Below are 22,179 nucleotides of genomic sequence, written 5' to 3'. Positions count from 1 at the left end.
GGCGGTGGCCTTGCCGGGTGTCGTCTTGTCATGGGGTTGGGGGAGACCGCCGCTTGTGTCGTGGCTGGGATCTTCAGCCGCGCTTGATCATCCGGATCGAGCCCCGGTTGGGATCGTATCCGCGCGCCGATAGCCCGAATGCAACGAGCGCGACGCCCACCACGACGGCGCAGGAGGTCCAGTTCATCTGGCCATATGCCGCAAAGCGGATCAACTCGACCGCGTGGGTGAAGGGGTTGAACAGGGCGATATCATGGAGGAGCGATGCGCCGCTTTCCTGCAATTTCCACAGCGGATAGAGCGCCGAGGACATGAAGAACATCGGGAATATGACGAAATTCATCAATCCGGCAAAGTTCTCGATCTGCCGTGTGTAGACGGTGATCAGAAGTCCGATCGACCCCAGCATCAAACCTGACAACAGCATGGCCGGCGCGATCCAGATCATGCCCGCAAGGGTCGTATAGTACCCGACCAGTGCCGCCAGCCCCAGAAAGACATAGGCTTGCAGCATCGAAAGGATCGTGGCCCCCATGATCTTTGCCAGCAGCAGATAGCTTCGGGGCAGCGGCGTGACGAGCATCACCCGCATCACACCTGCCTCCCGGTCATAGACCATCGATAGCGCCGATTGCATGCACTGGAACAGGATGATGATCCCGACGAGCCCCGGCAGGATATATTCCTGATAGGGCGTGTAGGTCTGATAGGGCGGGATGATCGAGATACCCAACAGGTTCTGCAGTCCGGTGGCAAAGATGAACAGCCACAGCGAGGGCCGGATGATGGCCGACAAGAGACGCTCGTACTGGCGCAGGAACTTCAGGATTTCCCGCTCGGTCACGGCATATAGCCCCAGAAGATAGCGCCGCCGGACGGGGGATGTGCGCTCAGTCACAGGCGAACTCCGGCTCGTCGACGCCGAGGCTGTCGAGCGTGTTTGTTCGATGCAGGAACCCTTCCAGCGGCGCGATGCCGATGATCGCATTTGCGGTGGCAAGCAGGATCGGCTGTCTCAGCTGGTTGTCCCAGGGGCGGAAGCTCAGCTGTGCGCCCTTGGAGCCGTCAAGCCGCAGAGCGTCCGACCGCAAGAAGGCTTCGATCGCGTCGGGATCGCGGTCGCGGGATTTGGCCTCTGCCGTCAGGACCGCGCGCACGGCAATCCAGACCGACCAATCCTGCCAGGTCATCCGGCGGCTGTCGCCGATGGCTGTCTCGAACCGGCTGTTGACCTGCGGTGCGCCAAATCGCTCGAGCGACCAGTGCCATTCCAGCGGGACAAGCCCGGTCGCGCCGACCACCGGGCGGGGCAGGGCGGTGCGATAGGGCAGGTAGCGCGAGAATTCGCCATAGCTGTCAGCGATGAAGACCGCGTCATAGTCGCGAGTATCCCCGGTCAACAGGGCCACGTTGTTCTGTTCCCGCAGCGCGGGGTTCGTCGACAGATCGAATTCCCGCGTGTCCACGATCCGCAGGCGGAACCGTTCTGCCGCTTCGGTGAACGATGCCGCGCGCGCCAGATCCCGGTCCGTCTTTCCATGCAGAAGCAGCACCTGCTGCCATTGCATCTTGACGAAATGCTGGATCAGGGCGTCGGCGATCATCCTGTCGCTGGCGGCCGTGTGGAGCATCCGGGCATGACAGCGCCGGCGCAGCCAATCCTCGGGCGCGGTCGTATTGAGCAGGAGCGGGCCATCTGGCCCGAGGGCCGCGGCAACCGCGTCGGCCTCCGGCGCGGGCAGATCGAGAATGATGTATCTCGCGCCCTCATCGGCAAGCGACCGGGCCGCGGTCACGAGGTCACCGGGTTCGGCGACGCGCATCACCGACAGGTCGATCGTCAGATCCCGCGCGTCGGTCAGCAACGACAGGTCGCTGATCGCCATTCTGGCGGCAACCTCGGGGTCGCCCTGCCGGCTGGTCTCGATCCGCGCATAGGCGATGGCGTCGTCAAAGCGCGGATCGGGATCGAGCCCGACAAGAGCGATCCGAACCTCTTCTTGGGCCGAGGCGATCCCGGCCCAGACTGAGACGACAAGGATGAGCAGCGCGCGCATCAATCGTCGATCACAACCGTATGCGGGACCTGGCCCACGGGGATTGAGCGGATCGGGCGCAGGGTGGCGGTGTCGATCAGGGTTATGTCATCCGACAACCCGTTTGCCACCACCGCAACGCTTTCGTCGCGGGTCAGCGCGACCGACCATGCGCGGCGCCCGACAAGGACGTAGTCGATCAACTCGTGAGTGACCCCGTCGATGACCGCGATATGGTTCGCCCGACCGAGCGAGATGTATCCGCGCGAGCCGTCGGCCGTCAGCGCCATGCCCACCGGCGTCACGTCCTCGGGGCGGAAGCCGGGCGGCAGGAATTGCAGCACTTCCTTGATCTCGTTGGTTGCGCGATCGATGATATAAATCTCGCTCGAAAGCTCCGCCGAGACCCAAAGCTCGTTCGTATCGGGCGTCAGAATGAACCGCCGGGGCCGGGTTCCCACGATGATGTTGTCGATCACGGCACCGGCTTCGGTGTCGATCACGTGGATCATGTCGGCCACTTCCGAGGTCACATAGACGGTGGCGCCGTCCTCTGACGCGATGACGCCTTCGGGTTCGGCGCCCGTAGGCACGTCATGGATGACGATTCTGCTGTCGGCCTCGATGATTTCCATCATCGAGTCCTCTTCGTTCGAGACGTAGATCAGCGACTCGTCGGGCGAAAAGGCAAAAACCTCGGGGCTGGGCCCGGTCGGGATGCTGTCGACCACCTCCAGCGTTTCCACATCGATGATGTCGATCACGTCGTCGTCCCCGCAGGCGACATACAGAAGCGTCCGGTCGGCATTCAGCCTCATGTCGCGGGGACGGCGCGAGGTTTCGATGGTGGCGATATGTTCGAAATCCGGGGAAAAGACCCAGACATCGTGGCTTCGCTCGTTCGAGACGAAGATGCGCCCGGTGTCGAGCGCCATTGCCGGGGTCGCCGCGATCAGGGCGACGAAAAATGCGCGCAACATCGCTCTACCTCACGATGAACGTGCCGGCGAGGCCACGTTCCTTGTAGCCTTCGATCCAGAAATCGTAGTTGCCGGGCCGGATCGGAACGAACCATATATCGATGCGGCCTTCGTCATCGAATTCGATGGCATAGAGGCCATAGGGTTGGACCTCGAGGTCGTTGATCACCACCTGGTTGATCCAGGAATTGCGGAACAGGCTTGGCGCCACGATCTGGAACTCTTCGCGGCCGTCATGAACGATCGACCAGCGATAATACTTGCCGGTCTCAAGCTCGAATTCGTTGACGGAAAGCGACAGCTCGTCGCTGTTGATCTCCATGTCCGGAAGCCTCGTGGCATCGCTTGCGAGGTTGCCTTCGGCCTTTGCGAAGGTTGCCACGGCGCAGAACAACACAGCCCAGAATACCCGTCCCATTTTTTACTCCTTCAATCATCTGTCCGATTCAGAATAGACGAACAGTGGGATTGGATTTGGTAATGTCTGAGATTGAGTAACGCATTTTGGACGGGTGCTAGCATCCGTCTCAACACTACGACCAAACAAGGTCTGGTTTGGGAGGCATGACATGAAAAGACGGGATTTCAACAAGTTGCTTGCGATGGCCGCAGGGGTGGCTTTGCCGGCTCGGGCGTTCGGCTTTTCGCCACCTGCCAAAGAGGTTGTCGTCGGTGTTCAGCTGACCGGCACAGCCAGCTGGGAGATGCAGACGATTCTCGACAAGAGGCTCGATGCCCACAACGAAATCCGTCTTGAACTGATGGATGTGGCGAACAAACAGGCCGGTCACGTGGCCCTCCTGTCCGGGGAGGCGGACCTGATCCTGTCGGATTACATCTGGGTGGCCTCGCTCAGAGCCGCCGGTGAGCCGGTCACCTGCGTTCCGCATTCGCTCGCGGTGGGGGGGCTCATGGTTCCGGCCGGCAGCGACATCGGGTCTGTCGCCGATCTGCCGGGCAGGACGATCGGAATCGCAGGCGGCCCCGTCGACAAGAGCTGGATCGCCCTTCAGGCCTATTATGGCCAGCTGACCGGCGACACACTGGCCGACAAGGTGGATGCCAAGTTCGGTGCGCCGCCCCTGATCAATGAGCTTCTGGCGAATGGGGAAGTCGATGCCAGCCTGAACTTCTGGCATTTCAATGCGCGCGCCAAGGCGGCGGGACATTCCGAGCTGATCTCTGTCGCCCAGATGATGGAGGGCATGGGCATCACCAATCAGCCTCCGTTGCTGGCCTGGGTGTTCCTCGAGGAGACGGCCGAAAAGAAGGACGATGTGCTGACCCATTTCTTCGATGCCTCCTTCGAGGCCAAGGAGCTCCTCGCCTCCGACGATGCCATCTGGGAAGGATTGCGCGAACAGATGCGGGCGACGGATAACGATGCGCTGTTTCATGCCCTGAGGGACGACTACCGCGCCGGCATCATTCCGGGCTATTCCGACGAGATGATCGACGCGGCGGCGACTGCCTTTGCGATCATGGCGGAATATGGAGGTCCGGACCTGGTCGGTGATAGCACGACGATGGATCCGGGCACTTTTTGGGCCGGCTACCGCGCCTAGGCCCGCGCCAAGGCAAAGGTCCATCGCGCAGAAGGCCGACAACAACGATGTGCAAGGCGGTCACTCTTCCGTGCCAGATGGGCCTTTGTTCCGATGACGCCGTCCGGATGCGTCCATTGGAAAGCCATGGCGTGGTGACAGCCATCTTGTCCGCAAAGCGCCGGGCCGTCGTGGCGATCAACCGTGGCCTGATGCGCGCGCTGCAAAGGTTCATCTACCCGGTCGTGGAAGGGTGCCGCATGAGGATCGCTGTCAGTCACGGTGCCCCGAAGATCGCCGGATGTGCCGGTCCGGCAGGGCAGTTGCATGCCGGCCCGGTCAAGGCCATGGCCGGCTGCGGCGAGGGTGATCCATCCAATGGCATCGGGATCGGGGCCAAGCCATATTCGGGGGCAGAGGGATGAGTGGTCCCGTGCTGGACCTGAGCGATGTTCGCAAGTCCTATGGCAAGTCCCGGGCACTGGACAGCATTTCGCTGGCGATGAACGAAGGCGAGTTTGTCGGGCTTCTGGGGCCGAACGGGGCGGGAAAATCGACGCTCTTCCAGATCGTCGCAGGGCTGTTCGCGCCCGACGGCGGGACCGTCCGGCTTTTCGGTCTCGATCATGCCTCCAATGGGCCGCGTATCCTTGCCCGGCTCGGCGTGGTGTTCCAGGTCCGTTCGGTCGACCTCGACATTTCGGTTCATGCCAATCTTCGATTTCACGGAAGGCTGTTCGGGCTGAGCGGTGACGATCTGGCCCGGCGGATTGCCGAGCTTTGCGCGCAGTTCAATCTGGATGATCTGTTGACCCGGCCCGTGCGCACGCTGTCGGGTGGTCAGCAGCGCCGGGTCGAAATCGCAAGGGCCCTGATCAACCACCCCGATCTGTTGATCATGGACGAACCTTCCGCGGGCCTCGACGCATCGTCCCGCCGGGATCTGGTCGCGCATGTTCGTGCCCTTGCCCGAACCGAGCGGGTCGCCGTTCTTTGGGCCACCCATCTGGTGGACGAGGTCGGCGACGCGGACCGGATTGTCATTCTCGATCAAGGCAAGATCCGCGCCGACGACACGCCGGCCGCGCTGCTGGCAGCGACAGGCGCGGCGGATCTTACCGATGTCTACGAGAGGATCTTGCACAGGCGGCTGGCGGATGAGGACCGGGTCTAGACGGGCAGCGCGGCTGCCTCGACCCGTCAGGGTGCGTGGGGCACCGTCGTGATGACCCTCTCGCGATAGCCCTGAGCGACAAGCGCCTGCCGCGCCGCGTCGAGCGCGACCGGATCAGGGGTCACCCCGCGCGCCCAGATAAAGCCGACCTCGCCCCGCGGCGCGCCGATCACGAGAAGGCCGGCCTCCGCGTCTTCCCAGAGCACGATCAGCGGCAGGTTTCCGAGCTGTGGCAACCGGTTCAATCGCGCGACGAAGACCCCCGGCGACACCTCGACGATGATCCCTTCGATGGCAAGAACGGGCCCATCGAGCCGGCCCACATGGCAGTTGATCTTGAGCGTCAGTCGGCTGTCATCCCGTTCTTCGATCCGGACCGTGGTGCCGTGGCAATCCCGCCCCAGCAGGGTCGGCGTCCGGGCAAGTTCGAACCAGTCGCCCAAAAGCCCGCCTTGCTCGAAGCTCGTCATGGCGATCAGGGGCCGGTCGAGATCGCGGACCTGCTGCGCAAGGGCAGGGGCCGCCAGCCACATCGCCATGGAAATGCACATGATCCGCTCGAACATGCCTGTCTCCTCCGTTGCCTTTGGGAACACAGAACGATCCGGCCGAACCTTGCAATGCCGGGGCGCCAATACTGGCTATCGGTTATTCCAATTCCCGGACCGCTTAGTGTTTCCCTGAACGGAACCGGAGACCACATGCGAATCTGGCAAGGACTTGTCACTCTCAGCCTCATCCTCATGGCCGGGCTGGGCCTGTTGGTCATGTCGGGTCATGCGCGCGGTCTCCTGTCTGCGGAGCTGCAGGCGGAACTGCATGTGCAGGACTTTCCCTTACCGCCCGACATGGGGGTCGATGCGAACCGCGTGGCGGATTTCATGGCGGGCGAATTGCAGGACCGCATGGACACCGACATCGCCATCCGTCTGACGATGGACCCGAACGTGGCCCAACAGGTCAAGACGGTGGTCCTGCCACGGCTGATGAACGTGGTCGCCGTCCGGACGATGATGCGTGAGGTCCCCGAACTGTCAGAGCTTCTGGACCTCGGGACGTTCCGCCGGACGGTCAGTGGCACAGTCCACAGCCGGACCGCGGCCGAAGATGTGGCGCTGACGGTGCCCGGTGCGCTTCTTGCGACGGTGGACGGAACGAGGGTTCCGGTCACAACGACGTCGACCGGCATGACCGCGCTGGAGCTTGGATCAATCGCCGCCGGGGAAAGCCGGGACATCGTCCTGTGGCTGGACGAGAGCGCGGGATCGGTCGATCTGGGCCGCGCGATCCAGCTTGGTGCGACCGAAGGCCAGCGCGGACGCGTCCTTCTGTGGGGCGATACGGGCTGGTTCGGCGCCGATGTGGAAGCGCTGCGCTGGGGACGCTGGGTTGTCGGCGGTGTCCTTGCGGCGGCTTTCCTGTTCGGGCTGGCGGGCGCGATGCTGCCGTTTCTGGGTCGGCGGAAGGCCGGGCCCGATCGCGGCGATGCGGGGGCCTACCGATCCTGATCCGACGCCGCGCGGCCGGTCCGCCCGAATGGGCACGGGCAGTCGATCACTGCGGTTTCTCGGGGGTGACCGGCGCTGGCGCCGATCCGAATGTCAGGATCGAGGGATCGAACATGTAGAACCGTTGGCCCACCGAGGGCGAGCCGGTCGGCGGACCTTCGGCGATTTCGCCCTCGATCTCCTGTGCAAGCGCCTCTGCCGTCGCCTCGGGCAAGGTCTCCTCCGCATCGACGGTCCCCTGAATGGCTTCGCCCGCGGCGATTTCGCCCATCGCCTGGCTGATCTTGAGGCGCAGGTCGTCCGAATAGGGAAGCTGGTAGGCGCGCGGCTGACCCACGGGATAGTTGTCGCTGTCGAGCTGCTGAAGCCACAGGAACACCCGGCCGGTTTCCCCCTGAAGCTGATTGGGTTCGACGATCTCGGCCCAGAGCATGCGGAAGCTTGGCGGGATCGGGCCATCCGACGGCATGCCGCGCAGTTCGCCCACCGCATTGAATGTCAGCGGGATCAGCGCGATGGTCGCCGCCGTCGACAGGACCTTGAACACCCAGTGGAGCCGGGACAACAGGAGGAGATAGGCCAGAAGGGAGACCACCAGTGCATAGGCCGCCGTCAAGGTAAGGATCGTCATGGTCATTGGTCGATCACCTGTCCGGTCGCAGCATCGATCTGCCCGCCTTGATCGTTCCCTCCGGGTCCGGAGCCGGGCCCCTTGCCCCCGGACCGTGTCTGTTCCACGAGGCTTCTGGGAATATTCGTGACATTCTCGACCTCGCCGCCCGCAAGCGTGAACCGCACGGCCGTCACCTCGTCGCCCGTGCCACGCAATTCGAGGGTCTGGTAGAAGATCACCTCGACCGAGGGGTTGAGCTTCTCGACCTTCACTTCCACCGGCAGGGGCGCCGCGCCGTTGGCGATGTAATGCACGATGTTGACGATGTATTCCCCGTCCTGAAGGCCGCGGAACGCCACGGTTTCCTGATTGAGCGGGTTCGAGATCTCTTCGTTGTTGAGGAGGATCACGTCCTTGAACATGCCCCTGTCGTCGCGTTCCAGATGCATCAGCCCGGATTCACGCTGGTTGTACCAGACGATGTTGCCGGCCGGGTCCATCACGTAGGTGTCGACATCGTCGGGATTGTTGTCGGGCCAGTTCACGGTGATGATCATCTCGGCCTTGGGATCGATCTTGCCCTCCTCCGCGGCCGGGTTGATCATCGCGAACGAGATGAAGAACATGAAGGTGATGGCCTTCAAGGCATTGAACAGGAGAGCCGAAAAGATCTCGAAATCCGGTTCCTGCTCTTCTTCAAACATCGCGGTCTGCCCGGGCCAGAAGCGGGAGAAGGGAAACTTCGGTGAAACTTACGGTGGTCTGGCTCAGATCGGTCACGAGAGCGTCGGCGATATTGTATTCCAGCCGAAGCAGAATGCCGCCGATTAGGCCCGCGATCGTGGTCAGCAACGACACCGCCATGCCCGAGATCATGTCCTGCAGGGCCTCGCGCAAGGTCTCGACCTCGAAGTTCGCCATGTCGCCCATCGAGTTCAGCATCATCACGAAGCCGACCATCGTGCCCAACATGCCCAGCTTGTAGAGCAGGTCCGCCCCGTAGGTGCCCACCTTCGTCCGGCGCCGGAAGCTTGCGCCGAGGCTCATCATCAACAGATGGGCGTCGCCGTCCTCGTCCGAGGAACTCTGGCGGGCGCGGATCAGGTCGGCGACATAGCTGTCGACAAGTCCGCCGCCTGCGGGCGGCTCCGGCACCACCGAACTCGCGGCGAGCCGTGCTTTCCACATCATCGCCCGCCGGTTTTCCCGAGACAGCTCCACGAGGATCCACAGGCAATGCGCCGAGAAGCCGACGTAGAGCACCGCGATCAGGACCGTGATCCGCGATCGGTCCGCGCTGAACAGATAGGTCAGAAGGCCGTAGTCGTAGGAGACGACCCCTCCGATCGTGATCAGCGCCATCAGAAGCGCCCATTTCAGAACCGCGTCATAGGCCCCGTCACGGCCCGGCGTCAGGATTGCATCGGCAATTTGCGTCATCTTCGATCCTATCTCAAACCGCCCTGGCTTTCGCGCCGGCGAAACTCCCACGGCTCTTCGAACTGCACACCGGGCTGCCACAGCCCTACGCCGGCCCCGATCGCCTCGGCCATCGGGCCCATATAGGCATCGGTCTGCTCCACGTAGGCCAGCGCAAGACCCGCCCTGACCATTTCCGCGTTCAGATCCTCGCCCCCGCTTTCACAGACCCCGAAATGTCGACCGAACGGATCGGGATCGCTCACGAAACGGCAAACCACCTCGCCGCGACCGGCGAGAAGTTGCAGCTGGCGGAAGGCCACGTCGTAGCAGCCCCAAAGCTCTCCGTTCAGGCGGCAGGTCTGCGGCCGCTCCGGCGCGTCGATGCCCCAGAGGATGACCCGTTGGCCTCCGAATCTCAGGATATCGGCGTCGATGACCTCGGCCGTTCCGCGTATCTCGCCTGCCTCGGATTGCGCATGGATCGGGCCTGCAACGGCTAGGCCGAGCAGGGCGACCATTGAAAAGACCAATGTCGTGGATTTGCGCAAACGGGAGATGCGGTCGTTATCAGAGGTCATGGGCAATCCAGTTCAATAAAGGGGGAAGCCGGGAATGCGGATCGTATTGGCGACGGCACTGACGTTTCTTGCGGGACCACTTCTGGCGGAACCGGTCGCAGAGCTGATCGAAGGGCTGCGCGATGAGTGCCGGGGCTGCGACTTGCAGGGCGCCGATTTCAAGAAGGCCGATCTGTCCGGTGTCGACCTGACCGGCGCCGACCTGACGGACGCCTCCTTTCATCGCGCCAATCTGCGCGGCGCTATCCTTGACGGGGTGACGGCGCGGGGCACGAATTTCAATCTGGCCGACCTGACGCAGGCGCAGATGACAGAGGGCGATTTCGTGCGGGCCATGTTCTACGGCGCGCAGATGTCGGGCGCCGATCTGAGCGCTGCCGACCTGACGGAGGCGCGCATGCAGACGGCCCGGCTGACCTCTGCCAAGCTGCCCGGAGCGGTGCTGGACCGGGCGCTCCTGCGCGAGGCCGTCGCGAACAACGCCGATTTCAGCATGACCTCGATGGAACAGACCAACCTCAACGGGGCGCGTCTGGGGCGCAGCCTGTTTGACGGCGCGACGATCAGCTATGCGGGCTTTGTCCAAGCTGAGGCAAGCCGGGCGAGCTTTGCGAACGCGACCGTCGCCTATACCGACTTCTACGGCGCGGACCTGCGTCGCGGGACGGTAGAGGGCGCCACATTGACCGGCAACCGCTTCACCACCGCCGCAACCCGTGAACTGGATTTCGACACGGCCACCATGACCGGCAACCTCATGTCGAACGGGCGGATGCAGGACTGATCTCATGGCGCCGGTGCCGGGACGTAGGGGGACAGGACTTCCTCGAAGCGGGTCTGGCTTTCGAAGTAACCCGTGTTGATCTCCTGCGTTTCGAGGTTCCGCGCCTGCTGGCCGCGCTTGCGCAGATAGGTCGCCTCGAGGAGGATCCGCGTATTTCCGTCGGGTGACCGGGCGGTGCACAGTTCATGGATGAACTGGTTGCCCACCGGCTGTTCGCCGTCCCGCATGGGAACGTCCGCGCACTCCAGCGACCATTCCCCGAATCGTCCCTTGAAGTTTCGGATCAGGGTGAACGCCGTGCGGCGCACCATGTCCTCGGTCCGGTCATCGGTCACGATCCGACGGCCCTGCACGATGCCGTCGGGATCGACGAGAACCGACACGATAACGGGATGTGCGTAAACCGAGGTGCCCCCCTGAAGGGCCTTGTATTCAAGCTCAAGCGCCCGCGCGACGTAGTCCTGCTCATCGTCGTAAGAGAACTGGACCTCTCGCAGGCCGGACTCCTCGGGGGCGCAGGTCATGAAATCGGTGAAGGAGCCCAGCTCCCGCCCCGGCGGCCCGCCGTTGGTGCCGCAGGTGATCACGCCGACGCGGGCGTCAGGGGCCTGCGCGACCGGCTCGCCCAGGACCACGTCCCAGATCGAATAGGCGGGAACGACCTGTTCCTGACCAAAAGCCCCCTGAGCCGAAAGACCGAGGCAGAAGGCGGCGCTGAGAAACCTGTGCATGTTCATGGGATCACCGGAGCCCGGCGCAGGCGCGCGCGGACGGGTTGTCGTAGAATTCGGCGCATTCCTCATACGTCGGCTCGCCGCGGCCGATCACATAGGTTTCGAGGTAGGCCACGATGTTGGCCACGTCCCGGTCGTTGAACGTCTTGCCGCGCGGTGGCGCATTGCCCGGGGCGAAATCATCGAGGCCCATTCCGAAGCAGCGGCCGTCGCGATAGGCGGCTCTGTCGTGATAAGGCATCGCGCTTCCCGGTCGGCCACATCCGATCACCTCGATCAGCGCCGCCGTGTCCAGAGGGGTCTCGCGCAGATTGGGTCCGACAGGGGCCTGAAGATTGGTGCCCGACTTGCCGTCTCCGGCCCAGCCATGGCAATTCCCGCAATATCCGACCGACCGGTAGACGACCCTACCACGCTCCGGATCGCCGATATGTTGGTCCGTTTCCTGAGCCCGCAGGGGCGGCGCATGAAGCGTCGCGAGGGCCAGTGTCAGGGCGGCAAGAGGGATTGCGACGGTGGAACTCAAGGGCATGGCATCTCACTGTCTGGGCCGGTGATTGAGGGCAGAAATGCCGGGCAACCGAAGCTGCCCGGCATGGGATTTTCAGGTCATCAGCTGTCGAGAGCGAAGACCCAGAGCATGTTGGCTGCCTGCATGTTGGACAGCTCGGGCGCCAGGCCACCGCCGACACCAAGGCCACCGCCGGTGATCGCAACATACTGCGTCCCATTCACCAGGAAGGTGATCGGCGCGGCCGAGAACGACGTGCCCACATTCATCGACCACAGCTCTTCGAGGTTCGATGCGTTGTAGGCCGAGAAGGTCCCGTCCAGATGCCCGGCCCAGAGCAGATCGGCCGACGCCATGACGCCGCCATACAACGGGTAGGGCGTGTTGAGCGTCGCCTCGATCGTGTTCGTGGAAACGTTGACCGCGTTGATCGACCCGGTCTGTTCTCCGCTGTTCACGCCTGCGCCACCGATGAAGATGTTCCCGGGGAGAACGTCATCGGGATCGACTGCCCGGACCGACAGGTCGGAACAGCCTTCGATCCCGCCGGCATAGGCCAGCCCGAGTTCGGGGTTGTAGGCCGTCGGGAAGAAGTTGGTGCCGCCCTGGATGTTCGGGCAGGTGGTGGCCGTATCGCCGGCGCGGGTGATCCGCCCGATCGCGTAGGACTGCAGGTCGGCTTCCGGATCGTATTCGATCGGCAGGCCGGTCTTGGAATCGATGCCTTCGGTCCAGTTCAGGTTGCCGACATAGGCCACCGAGTTGATGTAGGCGCCGCTGTTCCGGTCGAGCGTGTAGAAGATGCCGTTCCGGCCAAAGCGGGCCATGACCTTGCGGTCCTCGCCGTCGATATTGGTTTCGACGAGAAGGGCAGGGCCGACCTCGTCATAGTCCATGTAATCGCCGGGCGTGTACTGGAAGTACCAGGCCAGCTCGCCCGTATCGGCATCGAGGGCAACCGTCGAGTTGGTGTAGAGGTTGTCGCCGGGCCGGTATTCCGGGTCATACATCGGAACCGGGTTGCCGGTGCCCCAGAAGACGAGGTTCGATTCCGGGTCGTAGGAGCCCGCGACCCATGCCGCGCCACCGCCGGTCTTCCAGCAGTCGGGATTGCCGGTCTGCTCGCAGAGCCAGGTCTCGGAGCCGGGCTCGCCCGGTTCAGGGATCGTGTAGAAGCGCCAGAGTTCCTCGCCCGAATTGGCGTCGATCGCGGCGATCCAGCCGCGGGTCGCCCAGTCACCATAGGACTGGCCCACGATGATCTTGTCACCGACCACCTGTGGCGAGTTGGTGAAGCCTTCGCCCACTTCGGTGGCGACCTGCGCATCCCAGACCACGTCGCCGGTATCGCTGTCACAGGCGACGACCCGACCGTCGGGCAGCACGCTGATGACGTTGTTGCCCGAAAGCGCAAGACCACGGTTCGCCAGAAGGATGCCCTGGCTCGGGTCCTTGTCGATACCGGTGTCGCAGATCCAGACCGGCCGGGCGGCGGTTTCGCTCGTCAGGTCGTACTTGTAGGGCGTGCCCCACGGATCCGACAGATAGAGGAACCCGTCATCGACAAGCGGGGTCGTCTGCATGGCGCCGATGCCGAAACCCGCGGGCTCCATGCCGCCGATCGGGGCAGCCATGACCAGACGCAGGTTTTCGACGTTGCCGGAGTTGATCTGGTCAAGTGACGAGAACCGGTTCAGGTCGAACGTCTTTCCGATCATCAGCCAGTTGCCGGCCTCCTCCTCGGACCCTGCCGCAAGCAGGCGCTCCATCGTCACCTCGGCGTGGGCCATGCCCGACGCCGTGGCGATCAAGCCTGCGATTAAATAGTGAGATTTCATGTTATGCCTCCCGACCTTACATGATTGTGGACTTCAGTGAGGACATGCTCGCACCATTGTTTAATGGATATTCCTATGAGCAATATTGGTTGTGCGATGCTGCCTTTATGGCCTTAGGCGCTTTGAGCGAGTCGGTCCGCGTCTTGGCCGATGCGGCGGTCGCCAAGGATCAGATCCGACCCTCCCAACGAAAGCGACCCCAGGATGATCCCGGGGTCGCGCAGGTCCGACTGACGGCTTTCGGTCAGGTTCGGATCATGACGTATCTGTCATCTCATCCGGGCTGGAACCCGCCGGATGACGGGTTGTCGCTACTTTCGCCACTCGCGGAGGAAGAGGAAGCGGATGATCGCGAGGGAGAACAGCGCAACCCCTGCATAAAGAGCATACCAGTAGCCGTCCTGCAGGGCCGAATCCATCCTGACCTTGCGGTGCGATGTCGGGTCCGTGTAATCCGACCGACCGATGAAGTTCATGTCCAACCCGGAGGCGCGCATATCGCCGATGAAATAGGCCAGCCCGACGGTGATCAGGTAGGACAAGCCGACAAGAAGGATCAGCGTCGTCGCAAGCGGGAGCCTGACGGGACCCAGCTTGAATTTCATGTTCACGAAGAGGCTGGCCAGAAGGGCGAGCATCGCGACGCCGAAATAGGTCCAGACAAAAGGTTTGAAAAAGCCGGGCATCTCGTAGAGAGCCGGATCGGAGGCCATCCTGACCGGACCGACCGCGTCGATACCCCAGGGATGAAGCACAAGGTCGTCGGTTCCCCGGATGGTTGCGATGTCCCCGATCCACCACGGCTGGAACCACGAATAAACCATGAGCGCAGCCGCCGCCACGAGCAGGAGCCTAAGTATCCACGTTCCCGCGCCCCCACCAACAGTAAAAGCCGCTTCTGTATGTGCCATCATTCCTCCCATCGCCCGCTTGGTCATCGACCTGCGGGCATACTCCCAGTCCAATGAAATTATATGCTTTTTTGCTCAGCTATCTGGCTTCACGCTGCCCAAGCGTAGCAACGAAAAATTTTTCCGGTCAAGCCAAGGCCATGGCCTCCGACGCGGTCAACGGAACGACGAAATCCGCCGCGCCGTCATGTGTCCGATGGTGTCGGCATGGGGCCAATTCCGGGCAAGACGATCTCGGGTTGGTTGCCCCGCGCTCTTGGGTGGTTCCAAATAAGTTATTTAAAACAAATTGTTATATGCATTCTTTCAACCAGCCCTGGTCCCGTCGTGATCATGAGACCTGGCCGAGGCAAATCCGCGACGAGAGGAATCACGGGCTTGCGGAAGGCAGTTCCGGCATCCACGATGAATTCTCAATCTGGAATATTGGGATAGCAAATGATCGATGCGAGGCCCTTGCGATCGCTCGCTATTCCCAAGTCGAGGCGTCACCCGGCGGGGTGCTGTCATTCTCGCCCGGTGTGCTGTTCTGATCCGGCCGTATCCGACCCGCTAACGCGTCGGTGACCGCTTCAGATTTCGATGCACGACATCGGTCTCGTCTGCGACGGAAGTGCTTCGATCGTCTGCGGCAGGATGGCATTGTTGATGGTCTGTTCGACGAAGCTGCAGAGCCGGTTCTGAAACTCCAGGAAGGGCCGCAGCGAGGTCAGGTGCCGCGGCATGATCAGAACGGCGTCGCGTCCGATCATCTCCAGATCATAGAACCTGAGTCGGTCCAGTGTCTGACCGGTCAGATTCGGCAGCAGCGACGTCGGGCAATGACAGGTCGCGAGTCCTGCCGCCGTGATGTCGATGGCCACCTGGTGAGTCGAGGCATGGAAGAAGGGGGCCGAACCGGGCAGGTTGTCCCGATACCAGGCTTGACTCCGATGGCTCCAGGGCACTGCCGTGGTGACTTCGACGTGCCGGCCAAGCGCATGGTCCTCGGTGTTTTTCTGTTTACGGTGGATCAGCGCATCAGCGACCTGTTCATGCGATACCGACCTCGGCACCCCCCAGACGATGCGGTCGTGAAACAGGTGACGGATGGACAGTGAGGCCTTGTGATCCTCGACATTGGCGGCTGTCACGACACCGCAGTTAAGTTGATGCGCGTCAACCATCTCGACAATTTCTTCGGAGCTGAGCGCGAAAATGTGTTCGAATCGCGTGAACTGGCCGATATCGACAGCAATGCTCGCGGCGGCTTCGGTGAAACGTCCGCGCAGGGATGGTGTGGCTCCGAAACGCAGGAGGATCTGATCGGTTCTGAAGTTTTGGGAATGCCCGGTCTCGTATTCTTCGCGGCGATTCAACAGATCGCGAGACGCGCGGAACCAGTGTTCGCCGGCAGGCGTCAATTCGACATTCTGACCGCGCTTCCGAAAAATCAGCTGGGCGCCCAACTCTTCTTCGAACTTCGCCAGCTGCTGCGAAATTGTCGGCTGTGACAGACCCGTGAGACGGGTTGCCTTACTGATTGAGCCAGAAACAACGACTGCATTTAAGAGCTCAAGGTAACGGAACGTGATGTTCATCGGATGACCTCCCGTGCAAACGTTATCTGAATATATATTATTGGCAATATATACTTCTTCTGAAGTCCGCTTCGGTGGCGCGATGCCTCTGACAGGAACAGCAGGCCGATGGCTGATTTCGCGACATGTCCGGTCGTTTCTCGGGTCTTTCGAAGCGGTCTTGGCTCCGCTTGCGGGAGGTCATGGCCGCACGGATCCGCGGGTCGAATGCCCGAAACGCGAGATCGGGGCTGGCCATGCACCAACCGGCGCTTTCCTCTTGGAATTCTCCGAGCAGGGCCGGGGCCGGCATCCCGGACCGAATGGCAGGTGTTCATGGCGGCGCTGCCTGTTGTCCGCCATGTGCGACGCAAGTCGCGGCCAGGTCGTCCTTGGTGCCAAAAAGGATTGGCGACATTTCCCGGTCACGCCGGCCGTATCGGTGATCGCCGCAACCCGGGCATCCTTGTCGCCCATTTCGCGAAACACGATCACTGCGGCGTCATGAATGCGGAACCGGGAGCGACGACGGAGGGATCCCCTTTTTCAGCCGTATCAAGGTCCTCTCACTGAGTCGGGCCAGCCTTGGAGACGATGATCCGAGTGATATCCATGTGCAGCATCTACCCGCGCGTGTAAGTTATTCCTGCATGTAAGCGTCACCAGAGCAGTGGGAGCCGTCCGATGACCAGTCTTGAGCCTTTTGGGAAGGGTCTCTGGCTGGCCGAAGGGCCCATGGTCACGGCAGCGATGGGGTTTCGCTACCCGACGCGAATGGCGGTGATCCGATTGCAAGACGGAGGATTGTTCATCTGGTCGCCCGTGGCTCTGGCTCCCGATCTCGCGGCTCAGGTCCGCGCCCTGGGTCCGGTCAACCATATCGTTGCCCCGAATGCCCTGCACGACACGTTCCTCGCTCAATGGGCGGCGGACTATCCCGAGGCTGCGCTGCATGCCGCACCCGGGCTTGCCGGGCAACGGCCGGACCTGTCCTTTTCCTCGACACTGAGCGAAGGGCCCCCCGAGGCCTGGGCAGACGCGATTGATCAGGTTGTCGTTGGCGGAAATGCGATCACGACCGAGGTCGTCTTTTTCCACCGGGAAAGCGGAACTGTCCTTTTCGCCGACCTGATCCAGCAATTCCCGAGGTCATGGTTTCGCGGGTGGCGCAGCATCCTCGCGCGGCTCGATCTCATGACAGGGCCCGAACCCGCCGTGCCCCGGAAATTTCGGATGGCATTCACCGATCGCAAACTTGCGCGGCGGGCGGTCAGCCGGATTCTCGACTGGCCGGCCGGGCAGGTGGTGATGGCCCACGGCACGCCGGTCCGGCGCGACGGTGCCGCCTTCCTTCGACGGGCGTTCCGATGGTTGCGGGTGGCGCGGGGCTGACGGCATTCCGGGCCCGTGGCTGTTGCATCCGATCATCACTGGCTGGAACCCATCTGGCGACCCCTGAGACGGCATTAGACGTCCTGGGCGGGGTGCGGGCTTTGCGCAACCGCGCGCAGCTCGACCAGCCCGCCGGGCACGATCAGTTCGCTGACGCCAATGGCCGTCCAGGCCGGGTAGGGGGCGGTGATGAAGCGGTCCTTGACGCGGATGAAACTCTCCATGTGGCGGGACATCTCGACGTGGTAGGTCGTGATTTCCACGATGTCCGGCAAGCCGGCGCCCGCCGCGTTCAGAATGGCCCGAAGCGCAAGAAATGCGGTGACGAACTGCGCCTCAGGGTCGCGCACGGCGACCAGATCGGCCAGATCGTTCGACGCGTTGCGGGTGGTCGATCGTGCACCGGCAAGGCCGTCCTCGTTCGGCGGCTCGCCGCCCGGGCTCGTCCCAATGATGCCGGAACAGAAGATGAGGCCATTTGCCTCGACGGCCGGCGCAAAGTGCCAGTTGTCATAGACCCCTTGCAGGTCGGGCGGGATGATGCGTCTGGCGGGTGACATCGGGGCTCCATTTCCGCGTTCGCCAAGCGTGCGCCGGATGCGGATTTGGCCGGAAAGCGCACTTTGGGAATTGGTCTGCCTCCAAAACTAGTGGATAGGCGCTCGCCGGTCCATCGCGATGCGCGGGTCAGGGGTGCCAACCCGCCGGTTTGGGCCGCCCCTCGCGCCACAGGGCCTGCGCGTGACCGTCGGAATCGCTTCCCGAACGGCTGCCCAGGCCCTAGGATCGGCCCCGCGACCGAGGGAGGGGAACAATGCGGTTTGACAGGATGCGGCCCGGTGAATTGAGGGAGGCGGCTGAACGGGGGGTGCCCTTCGTCCTGCCGATTGGCGTGATGGAATATCACGGACGCCATCTTCCGTCCGGCGTCGATATGATCGTGGTGACCGAGACGCTTGAGAGACTTGGGGACCAGATCGTCGTTCTGCCGCCCTTCGCCTATGGCGCGGCAAGCTATGCCGTGGCGCGACCGCAAGACGGTGGGACATTGCATGTGGATGCCGCCGCGATCCTGCCTTTTGCCGATGCGTTGTTCGCATCGCTCCTTCTGGCCGGCTATCGCAATATTCACGGCATCGTTCATCACCAGACCGAGAATTTTCATCAGGGAATGCCCACCGATCTTGTGTTCCGACTTGCCGCGCGCAACGCGATCTTCCGCCATATCGAGAAGGAAAGAGGCCCCGGTTGGTGGGGTGCCGGCGAGATGGCGGATTACTACGATCAGCACGCCGAGGGCACCGATCCCTTTGCCTGGATCAGGATTCACCCGCTGTTTCCCAAGGGCGCCGATTTCCCGTTCGATCATGCGGGCGAGGGCGAAACCTCGCTGATGCTGGCGCTGGCACCTGAAACGGTCGCGCGCCACGAGGCCGAGGATGATGGCCACTGGTTCACCGACACCGCGCCCCGCGCAAGCGCGGAGGCCGGGGAGAGAGGCGTCGAGATTGCGCTCGAGCATCTGCGCAAGGTGCTGGGTCTTGCGCCCGGGGCCTGAACGGATGTGTCAGACGCTCCGGTGTTATCCGGCCTCGGGCGCGCCGCCCAGGGCGCGGTCAAGATGCACGTAGCCCCCATCTGGAAAGAGCCATTGGCCCGTCGTATGCGACGACCGCTCTGACAGGAGGAACGCCACGGTATCGGCAATCTCGCGCGGGGTCGTCATGCGCTGGCCCAACGGGATGCTTTGCGTGATCTGGGCCTCGGCCCCGGCGGGATCGTCGAATGTATCGAGCCACCGTCGATAAAGCGGTGTCATGACTTCGGCGGGCACGACGGCGTTCACCCGAACCCCGTCCTTCAGGAGTGCCGCGGCCCATTCCCGCGTCAGGCCAAGCTGTGCCGCCTTTGCCGCGACATAGGCCGAGGTCGAGCCCTGTCCGGTCAGGGCCGTCTTGGAACTGATGTTGACGACCGATCCGCGCGCGGCCCTGAGATCGGGAAGGCACAGGTGCATCAGTGTGTAGTAGTGGATCAGGTTCTGCTCCAGCGAGGCGCGGAACGCCCCGGGCCCGGCATCGAGGCCGACGGAATCATTGGCCCCCGCATTGTTGACCAGACCGTCGATCCGGCCCGCCCGCGCGCGGACGGCTTCGATCGCTGCGGCGCATTCCTCATCCCGCGACAGATCGGCCCTGACGAAGATCGCGCCGGGCAGACCGGCGATCCAGTCCTCGGGCGGCGCGCTGCGCGAGACGATCGCCGGGATCGCGCCTTCCTCGGCGAGAACGGTGCTGATCGCGGCCCCGATGCCAGAGCCGCCGCCGCTGACGACGATCACTTTCCCGGTCAGTCCCAGATCCATGACAAGTTCCTTTCTGCGTCGCGTTTGCGCCTCTTGCGGCAACGGGCCTTGGCCCATGCCGACCTGCCGTTGCCCCGCGTCGATCCGCCCCTAGCCATCGCGCCGGATCGGCGGGGCAAAGGCCAGTTCTTCACCGTCGCCAAGGTCCTCGGGCTGTTTGCCATAGCTGCCGAACCGTCGAAGGATGTCCGCCATCTCGTCGCGGTCGAGGATGACCGGGGTTCCGGATTGGCGGGCAAGGATGAATTGCTGGCACAGCATTTCGATCTCGACGCCAAGCGCCAGCACCGACCTCAGCGACGAGGCGAAACAGATCATTCCGTGATTGGCCAGAAGGGTGGCATTGCGCCCCTCCATCGCCCGGAGCATCGCCGTCGACAGTTCCTCTGTCCCGAAACTCGCATAATCCGCACAGCGCAAGGTATCGCCCCCGGTGACCCCGATCATGTAGTGAAAGGCCGGAATGTCCTGCCTGAGACAGGACAGCGCGGTCGCATGGGGTGAATGCACATGCAAGATCGCCTCCGCCTCGGGCCGTGACCTGTAGATATCCATGTGCATCCGCCATTCCGAAGACGGCAGAACAGGGCCGAGATAGCCGCCCTCAAGGTCCATCTGCACGACATGTTCGGGCGACATGTCGTCGTAGCGGACGCCCGAAGCTGTGATCAGGAACCCGTCGCTGTTGCGCACTGACACGTTGCCTGCCGTGCCCTGATTGAGCCCGATGGCGTTCATCTCGAGGCAGGTGCGAATGACGTCCTGGCGCAATTCTTCGTATTCGTTCACGGCGAATCTCATCTAAGATAGTGCTGATTAAGCCCGCGAACCGGAAGAGAACCAAGTGCCGAACACCGCGCCGCGCAGTATTGTTGTCATCGACGTGGGCGCGACCAATGCCAAGGTCGTGCAGATCGGCCCCGATCTGACAATCATGCAGGACCGTTCGGTTCCGGTGGCCCCTCTGGACGGGGGGCTCTACCAGATCCTCGACAGTGAGGCTGTGCTGAATTTCGCAAGCGCCGCGATCCTTGATTTCGACAGGCGGACCTCGGTGGATGCGATCGTTCCCTGCACCCATGGCTCGGCGCTGGCGCTGCTCACAGCTGATGGCGAGTTGGCGCTTCCGATGATGAGCTATCTCGCGCGCGTCCCCGATGACATTGCGCAGATCTATGACACGATCGCCCCCGCTTTCGACGAAGTCCGCGCGCCCACGAACCCCGGCGCGCTGACTTTGGGCCGCCAGTTGCTCTGGCAGGAGACGTATTGGCCCGATGCCTTCGCGCAGGTCGACTCCATCCTCCCCTATGCGCAATATATTGCGTTTCGTCTGTGCGGCGTCCGCGCGACCGAAGTTTCGGCCATGGGGGCGCAGACCCATCTCTGGGCGCCCGAGGCGCGGGCCTATTCGTCACTGGCGCGGGTGCGGGGCTGGGACAGTCTTTTCCCGCCGATGCGCGCCGCGGATGATGTTCTGGGCCAGATCCGCGATATGGAGTTGACCGGACGGGGCGATGTCCTGTGCGGCGTCCACGACAGCAATGCGAACTACGTCAGATACCTGTCCGGCGGACCAATGGTCCTTCTGTCGACGGGCACCTGGATCATCGCCTTCGACAGCGACGGATCGATAATGGGCCTCGATGGGGCGCGCGATCAGGTCTCCAACACGACGGTGTCCGGGGCGCCTGTGGCCTGCGCGCGGTTCATGGGGGGGTGAAGAATACGCCCGTATCGCCGGGCGCGACAATCCGCACCGCGCCAGCGTTGCGGGTGTGGCGGCTTTGGTGCGCGACGGTGTGATGGCCTTGCCGTCCTTCACCGACAGCGGCGGTCCGGTGCCACACAGAGGCGGCCGTGGCGAAATTCTTGGAACGTCTTCAATCATGGAGGAGGCCTTGGCGAACCTCGCCACTCTCTACACCGCGCAGATGACGTCCGTTGCGCTCGACGCCCTTGGGCGAACGGAAAAGGTCGTGGTGGACGGGCCATTTGCCACCAATATCGCCTTTCTTCAGACGCTCTGCGCCCTGATGCCCGGGCGTCGGATCCTTCGCGCGCTCGAAGCGCAGGGCACGGCGCTTGGAAGCGCGTCCCTTGCGATCGGCGCGGCGGCACCCGAGCCCCGGATCGACCCTGTCGCGACGCCGGATATTCCGGGCCTTGAGGCCTATCATCACCACTGGATGGCCGCGGCCATCGCATAGGGCCCGAGGGCAGGGCGGGT

26 protein-coding genes are annotated in these 22,179 nt (G+C 63.0%); 9 read left to right on the top strand and 17 right to left on the bottom strand.

Features of this window, described 5'->3' with window-relative positions; translation table 11 throughout:
- Positions 1 to 73: 73 nt before the first annotated feature.
- The 4 genes from EP376_RS05985 to EP376_RS05970 are packed head-to-tail and all read right to left on the bottom strand — an operon-like array spanning position 74 to position 3,434.
- Entirely contained in the window at positions 74 to 898 is an 825-nt protein-coding gene (locus EP376_RS05985) for an ABC transporter permease (protein WP_240652434.1), read from the bottom strand.
- Positions 891 to 2,057 (bottom strand): type 1 periplasmic-binding domain-containing protein, encoded by a 1,167-nt coding sequence (locus tag EP376_RS05980; protein WP_127654596.1) that lies wholly within the window; start codon positions 2,055 to 2,057, stop codon positions 891 to 893. The genes EP376_RS05985 and EP376_RS05980 overlap by 8 nt, the downstream gene beginning before the upstream one ends.
- The gene (locus tag EP376_RS05975) at positions 2,057 to 3,016 is read right to left on the bottom strand and encodes a PQQ-dependent catabolism-associated beta-propeller protein (protein WP_127654595.1); all 960 of its coding nucleotides are present in this window, start codon (positions 3,014 to 3,016) and stop codon (positions 2,057 to 2,059) included. Before EP376_RS05975 ends, EP376_RS05980 begins: the two co-directional genes overlap by 1 nt.
- A 4-nt stretch (positions 3,017 to 3,020) precedes the next feature.
- Complete coding sequence (locus EP376_RS05970; protein WP_127654594.1) at positions 3,021 to 3,434, bottom strand: cupredoxin domain-containing protein; 414 nt, start codon at positions 3,432 to 3,434, stop codon at positions 3,021 to 3,023.
- A 151-nt stretch (positions 3,435 to 3,585) separates the two neighbouring features.
- On the opposite strand from EP376_RS05970, the gene EP376_RS05965 reads away from it, so the two are divergent.
- The 3 genes from EP376_RS05965 to EP376_RS05955 all read left to right on the top strand — a co-directional run bounded on the left by EP376_RS05965 (position 3,586) and on the right by EP376_RS05955 (position 5,734).
- The gene (locus EP376_RS05965) at positions 3,586 to 4,581 is read left to right on the top strand and encodes an ABC transporter substrate-binding protein (protein WP_127654593.1); all 996 of its coding nucleotides are present in this window, start codon (positions 3,586 to 3,588) and stop codon (positions 4,579 to 4,581) included.
- A gap of 134 nt (positions 4,582 to 4,715) precedes the next feature.
- The gene (locus EP376_RS05960) at positions 4,716 to 4,985 is read left to right on the top strand and encodes a hypothetical protein (protein ID WP_127654592.1); all 270 of its coding nucleotides are present in this window, start codon (positions 4,716 to 4,718) and stop codon (positions 4,983 to 4,985) included.
- Positions 4,982 to 5,734, top strand: a complete 753-nt coding sequence (locus tag EP376_RS05955) for an ATP-binding cassette domain-containing protein (RefSeq protein ID WP_127654591.1) — start codon at positions 4,982 to 4,984, stop codon at positions 5,732 to 5,734. Before EP376_RS05960 ends, EP376_RS05955 begins: the two co-directional genes overlap by 4 nt.
- A gap of 26 nt (positions 5,735 to 5,760) precedes the next feature.
- Here the strand turns inward: EP376_RS05955 and EP376_RS05950 are convergent, their stop codons facing one another.
- Positions 5,761 to 6,300 carry a lipocalin family protein gene (locus EP376_RS05950; protein ID WP_127654590.1) on the bottom strand — a complete coding sequence of 180 codons (540 nt, stop codon included), beginning with the start codon at positions 6,298 to 6,300 and terminating at the stop codon, positions 5,761 to 5,763.
- Between the two features lie 135 nt (positions 6,301 to 6,435).
- Here EP376_RS05950 and EP376_RS05945 point away from each other — a divergent pair, with 135 nt between their 5' ends.
- The gene (locus EP376_RS05945) at positions 6,436 to 7,242 is read left to right on the top strand and encodes a hypothetical protein (RefSeq protein WP_127654589.1); all 807 of its coding nucleotides are present in this window, start codon (positions 6,436 to 6,438) and stop codon (positions 7,240 to 7,242) included.
- Between the two features lie 46 nt (positions 7,243 to 7,288).
- Here EP376_RS05945 and EP376_RS05940 read toward each other — a convergent pair whose 3' ends face one another.
- From EP376_RS05940 to EP376_RS05925, 4 genes are read right to left on the bottom strand one after another with little or no spacing between them, the layout of a single operon-like run.
- Positions 7,289 to 7,879 carry a hypothetical protein gene (locus EP376_RS05940; RefSeq protein ID WP_127654588.1) on the bottom strand — a complete coding sequence of 197 codons (591 nt, stop codon included), beginning with the start codon at positions 7,877 to 7,879 and terminating at the stop codon, positions 7,289 to 7,291.
- Entirely contained in the window at positions 7,876 to 8,559 is a 684-nt protein-coding gene (locus tag EP376_RS05935) for a hypothetical protein (RefSeq protein ID WP_127654587.1), read from the bottom strand. The genes EP376_RS05940 and EP376_RS05935 overlap by 4 nt, the downstream gene beginning before the upstream one ends.
- Positions 8,552 to 9,295: a MotA/TolQ/ExbB proton channel family protein gene (locus tag EP376_RS05930; RefSeq protein ID WP_127654586.1), complete on the bottom strand. Its 744-nt coding sequence runs from the start codon at positions 9,293 to 9,295 to the stop codon at positions 8,552 to 8,554. The genes EP376_RS05935 and EP376_RS05930 overlap by 8 nt, the downstream gene beginning before the upstream one ends.
- A gap of 8 nt (positions 9,296 to 9,303) precedes the next feature.
- Positions 9,304 to 9,855: a thermonuclease family protein gene (locus tag EP376_RS05925; RefSeq protein WP_127654585.1), complete on the bottom strand. Its 552-nt coding sequence runs from the start codon at positions 9,853 to 9,855 to the stop codon at positions 9,304 to 9,306.
- Between the two features lie 34 nt (positions 9,856 to 9,889).
- Between EP376_RS05925 and EP376_RS05920 the strand changes: the two genes are divergently transcribed.
- On the top strand, positions 9,890 to 10,639 hold the full coding sequence (locus EP376_RS05920; RefSeq protein ID WP_127654584.1) for a pentapeptide repeat-containing protein: 750 nt from the start codon (positions 9,890 to 9,892) through the stop codon (positions 10,637 to 10,639).
- Positions 10,640 to 10,641: 2 nt separating this feature from the next.
- Here the strand turns inward: EP376_RS05920 and EP376_RS05915 are convergent, their stop codons facing one another.
- From EP376_RS05915 to EP376_RS05895, 5 genes are all read right to left on the bottom strand, one after another.
- Positions 10,642 to 11,376, bottom strand: a complete 735-nt coding sequence (locus EP376_RS05915) for a hypothetical protein (protein WP_127654583.1) — start codon at positions 11,374 to 11,376, stop codon at positions 10,642 to 10,644.
- A gap of 4 nt (positions 11,377 to 11,380) precedes the next feature.
- Positions 11,381 to 11,905 (bottom strand): c-type cytochrome, encoded by a 525-nt coding sequence (locus tag EP376_RS05910; RefSeq protein WP_127654582.1) that lies wholly within the window; start codon positions 11,903 to 11,905, stop codon positions 11,381 to 11,383.
- An 80-nt stretch (positions 11,906 to 11,985) separates the two neighbouring features.
- Entirely contained in the window at positions 11,986 to 13,722 is a 1,737-nt protein-coding gene (locus EP376_RS05905; RefSeq protein WP_127654581.1) for a pyrroloquinoline quinone-dependent dehydrogenase, read from the bottom strand.
- 311 nt (positions 13,723 to 14,033) lie between these two features.
- A complete protein-coding gene (locus EP376_RS05900; protein ID WP_164744872.1) occupies positions 14,034 to 14,633 on the bottom strand; it encodes a hypothetical protein in 600 nt (199 codons plus the stop codon).
- Between the two features lie 572 nt (positions 14,634 to 15,205).
- Complete coding sequence (locus EP376_RS05895; RefSeq protein ID WP_127654579.1) at positions 15,206 to 16,213, bottom strand: LysR family transcriptional regulator; 1,008 nt, start codon at positions 16,211 to 16,213, stop codon at positions 15,206 to 15,208.
- Positions 16,214 to 16,876: 663 nt separating this feature from the next.
- On the opposite strand from EP376_RS05895, the gene EP376_RS05890 reads away from it, so the two are divergent.
- Positions 16,877 to 17,584 (top strand): DUF4336 domain-containing protein, encoded by a 708-nt coding sequence (locus tag EP376_RS05890; protein WP_127654578.1) that lies wholly within the window; start codon positions 16,877 to 16,879, stop codon positions 17,582 to 17,584.
- Positions 17,585 to 17,658: 74 nt separating this feature from the next.
- On the opposite strand, the gene EP376_RS05885 is transcribed toward EP376_RS05890, so the two are convergent.
- The gene (locus tag EP376_RS05885) at positions 17,659 to 18,144 is read right to left on the bottom strand and encodes a RidA family protein (RefSeq protein WP_127654577.1); all 486 of its coding nucleotides are present in this window, start codon (positions 18,142 to 18,144) and stop codon (positions 17,659 to 17,661) included.
- A 254-nt stretch (positions 18,145 to 18,398) separates the two neighbouring features.
- Here EP376_RS05885 and EP376_RS05880 point away from each other — a divergent pair, with 254 nt between their 5' ends.
- The gene (locus tag EP376_RS05880) at positions 18,399 to 19,142 is read left to right on the top strand and encodes a creatininase family protein (protein WP_127654576.1); all 744 of its coding nucleotides are present in this window, start codon (positions 18,399 to 18,401) and stop codon (positions 19,140 to 19,142) included.
- A gap of 24 nt (positions 19,143 to 19,166) precedes the next feature.
- Here EP376_RS05880 and EP376_RS05875 read toward each other — a convergent pair whose 3' ends face one another.
- Complete coding sequence (locus EP376_RS05875) at positions 19,167 to 19,949, bottom strand: L-fucose dehydrogenase (RefSeq protein WP_127654575.1); 783 nt, start codon at positions 19,947 to 19,949, stop codon at positions 19,167 to 19,169.
- Positions 19,950 to 20,039: 90 nt separating this feature from the next.
- Positions 20,040 to 20,750: a class II aldolase/adducin family protein gene (locus EP376_RS05870; protein WP_127654574.1), complete on the bottom strand. Its 711-nt coding sequence runs from the start codon at positions 20,748 to 20,750 to the stop codon at positions 20,040 to 20,042.
- A gap of 43 nt (positions 20,751 to 20,793) precedes the next feature.
- Here EP376_RS05870 and EP376_RS05865 point away from each other — a divergent pair, with 43 nt between their 5' ends.
- Entirely contained in the window at positions 20,794 to 21,672 is an 879-nt protein-coding gene (locus EP376_RS05865; protein ID WP_127654573.1) for an acetate and sugar kinases/Hsc70/actin family protein, read from the top strand.
- Positions 21,596 to 22,159: a hypothetical protein gene (locus EP376_RS23585; RefSeq protein WP_338068379.1), complete on the top strand. Its 564-nt coding sequence runs from the start codon at positions 21,596 to 21,598 to the stop codon at positions 22,157 to 22,159. The genes EP376_RS05865 and EP376_RS23585 overlap by 77 nt, the downstream gene beginning before the upstream one ends.
- Positions 22,160 to 22,179 lie beyond the last annotated feature (20 nt).

This window comes from Alexandriicola marinus (assembly GCF_004000435.1).
GTDB lineage: Bacteria > Pseudomonadota > Alphaproteobacteria > Rhodobacterales > Rhodobacteraceae > Alexandriicola > Alexandriicola marinus.
This window is presented reverse-complemented; position numbering and strand designations above follow the sequence as displayed.

Excerpts from the sequence above, each read along its gene's own strand:
- EP376_RS05980 (WP_127654596.1), bottom strand. The coding sequence starts at position 2,057 with ATGCGCGCGCTGCTCATCCTTGTCGTCTCAGTCTGGGCCGGGATCGCC.
- EP376_RS05975 (WP_127654595.1), bottom strand. The coding sequence starts at position 3,016 with ATGTTGCGCGCATTTTTCGTCGCCCTGATCGCGGCGACCCCGGCAATG.
- EP376_RS05970 (WP_127654594.1), bottom strand. The coding sequence starts at position 3,434 with ATGGGACGGGTATTCTGGGCTGTGTTGTTCTGCGCCGTGGCAACCTTC.
- EP376_RS05965 (WP_127654593.1), top strand. The coding sequence starts at position 3,586 with ATGAAAAGACGGGATTTCAACAAGTTGCTTGCGATGGCCGCAGGGGTG.
- EP376_RS05955 (WP_127654591.1), top strand. The coding sequence starts at position 4,982 with ATGAGTGGTCCCGTGCTGGACCTGAGCGATGTTCGCAAGTCCTATGGC.
- EP376_RS05950 (WP_127654590.1), bottom strand. The coding sequence starts at position 6,300 with ATGTTCGAGCGGATCATGTGCATTTCCATGGCGATGTGGCTGGCGGCC.
- EP376_RS05945 (WP_127654589.1), top strand. The coding sequence starts at position 6,436 with ATGCGAATCTGGCAAGGACTTGTCACTCTCAGCCTCATCCTCATGGCC.
- EP376_RS05940 (WP_127654588.1), bottom strand. The coding sequence starts at position 7,879 with ATGACCATGACGATCCTTACCTTGACGGCGGCCTATGCACTGGTGGTC.
- EP376_RS05935 (WP_127654587.1), bottom strand. The coding sequence starts at position 8,559 with ATGTTTGAAGAAGAGCAGGAACCGGATTTCGAGATCTTTTCGGCTCTC.
- EP376_RS05930 (WP_127654586.1), bottom strand. The coding sequence starts at position 9,295 with ATGACGCAAATTGCCGATGCAATCCTGACGCCGGGCCGTGACGGGGCC.
- EP376_RS05925 (WP_127654585.1), bottom strand. The coding sequence starts at position 9,855 with ATGACCTCTGATAACGACCGCATCTCCCGTTTGCGCAAATCCACGACA.
- EP376_RS05920 (WP_127654584.1), top strand. The coding sequence starts at position 9,890 with ATGCGGATCGTATTGGCGACGGCACTGACGTTTCTTGCGGGACCACTT.
- EP376_RS05915 (WP_127654583.1), bottom strand. The coding sequence starts at position 11,376 with ATGAACATGCACAGGTTTCTCAGCGCCGCCTTCTGCCTCGGTCTTTCG.
- EP376_RS05910 (WP_127654582.1), bottom strand. The coding sequence starts at position 11,905 with ATGCCCTTGAGTTCCACCGTCGCAATCCCTCTTGCCGCCCTGACACTG.
- EP376_RS05905 (WP_127654581.1), bottom strand. The coding sequence starts at position 13,722 with ATGAAATCTCACTATTTAATCGCAGGCTTGATCGCCACGGCGTCGGGC.
- EP376_RS05900 (WP_164744872.1), bottom strand. The coding sequence starts at position 14,633 with ATGGCACATACAGAAGCGGCTTTTACTGTTGGTGGGGGCGCGGGAACG.
- EP376_RS05895 (WP_127654579.1), bottom strand. The coding sequence starts at position 16,213 with ATGAACATCACGTTCCGTTACCTTGAGCTCTTAAATGCAGTCGTTGTT.
- EP376_RS05890 (WP_127654578.1), top strand. The coding sequence starts at position 16,877 with ATGACCAGTCTTGAGCCTTTTGGGAAGGGTCTCTGGCTGGCCGAAGGG.
- EP376_RS05885 (WP_127654577.1), bottom strand. The coding sequence starts at position 18,144 with ATGTCACCCGCCAGACGCATCATCCCGCCCGACCTGCAAGGGGTCTAT.
- EP376_RS05880 (WP_127654576.1), top strand. The coding sequence starts at position 18,399 with ATGCGGTTTGACAGGATGCGGCCCGGTGAATTGAGGGAGGCGGCTGAA.
- EP376_RS05875 (WP_127654575.1), bottom strand. The coding sequence starts at position 19,949 with ATGGATCTGGGACTGACCGGGAAAGTGATCGTCGTCAGCGGCGGCGGC.
- EP376_RS05870 (WP_127654574.1), bottom strand. The coding sequence starts at position 20,750 with ATGAGATTCGCCGTGAACGAATACGAAGAATTGCGCCAGGACGTCATT.
- EP376_RS23585 (WP_338068379.1), top strand. The coding sequence starts at position 21,596 with ATGGGGCGCGCGATCAGGTCTCCAACACGACGGTGTCCGGGGCGCCTG.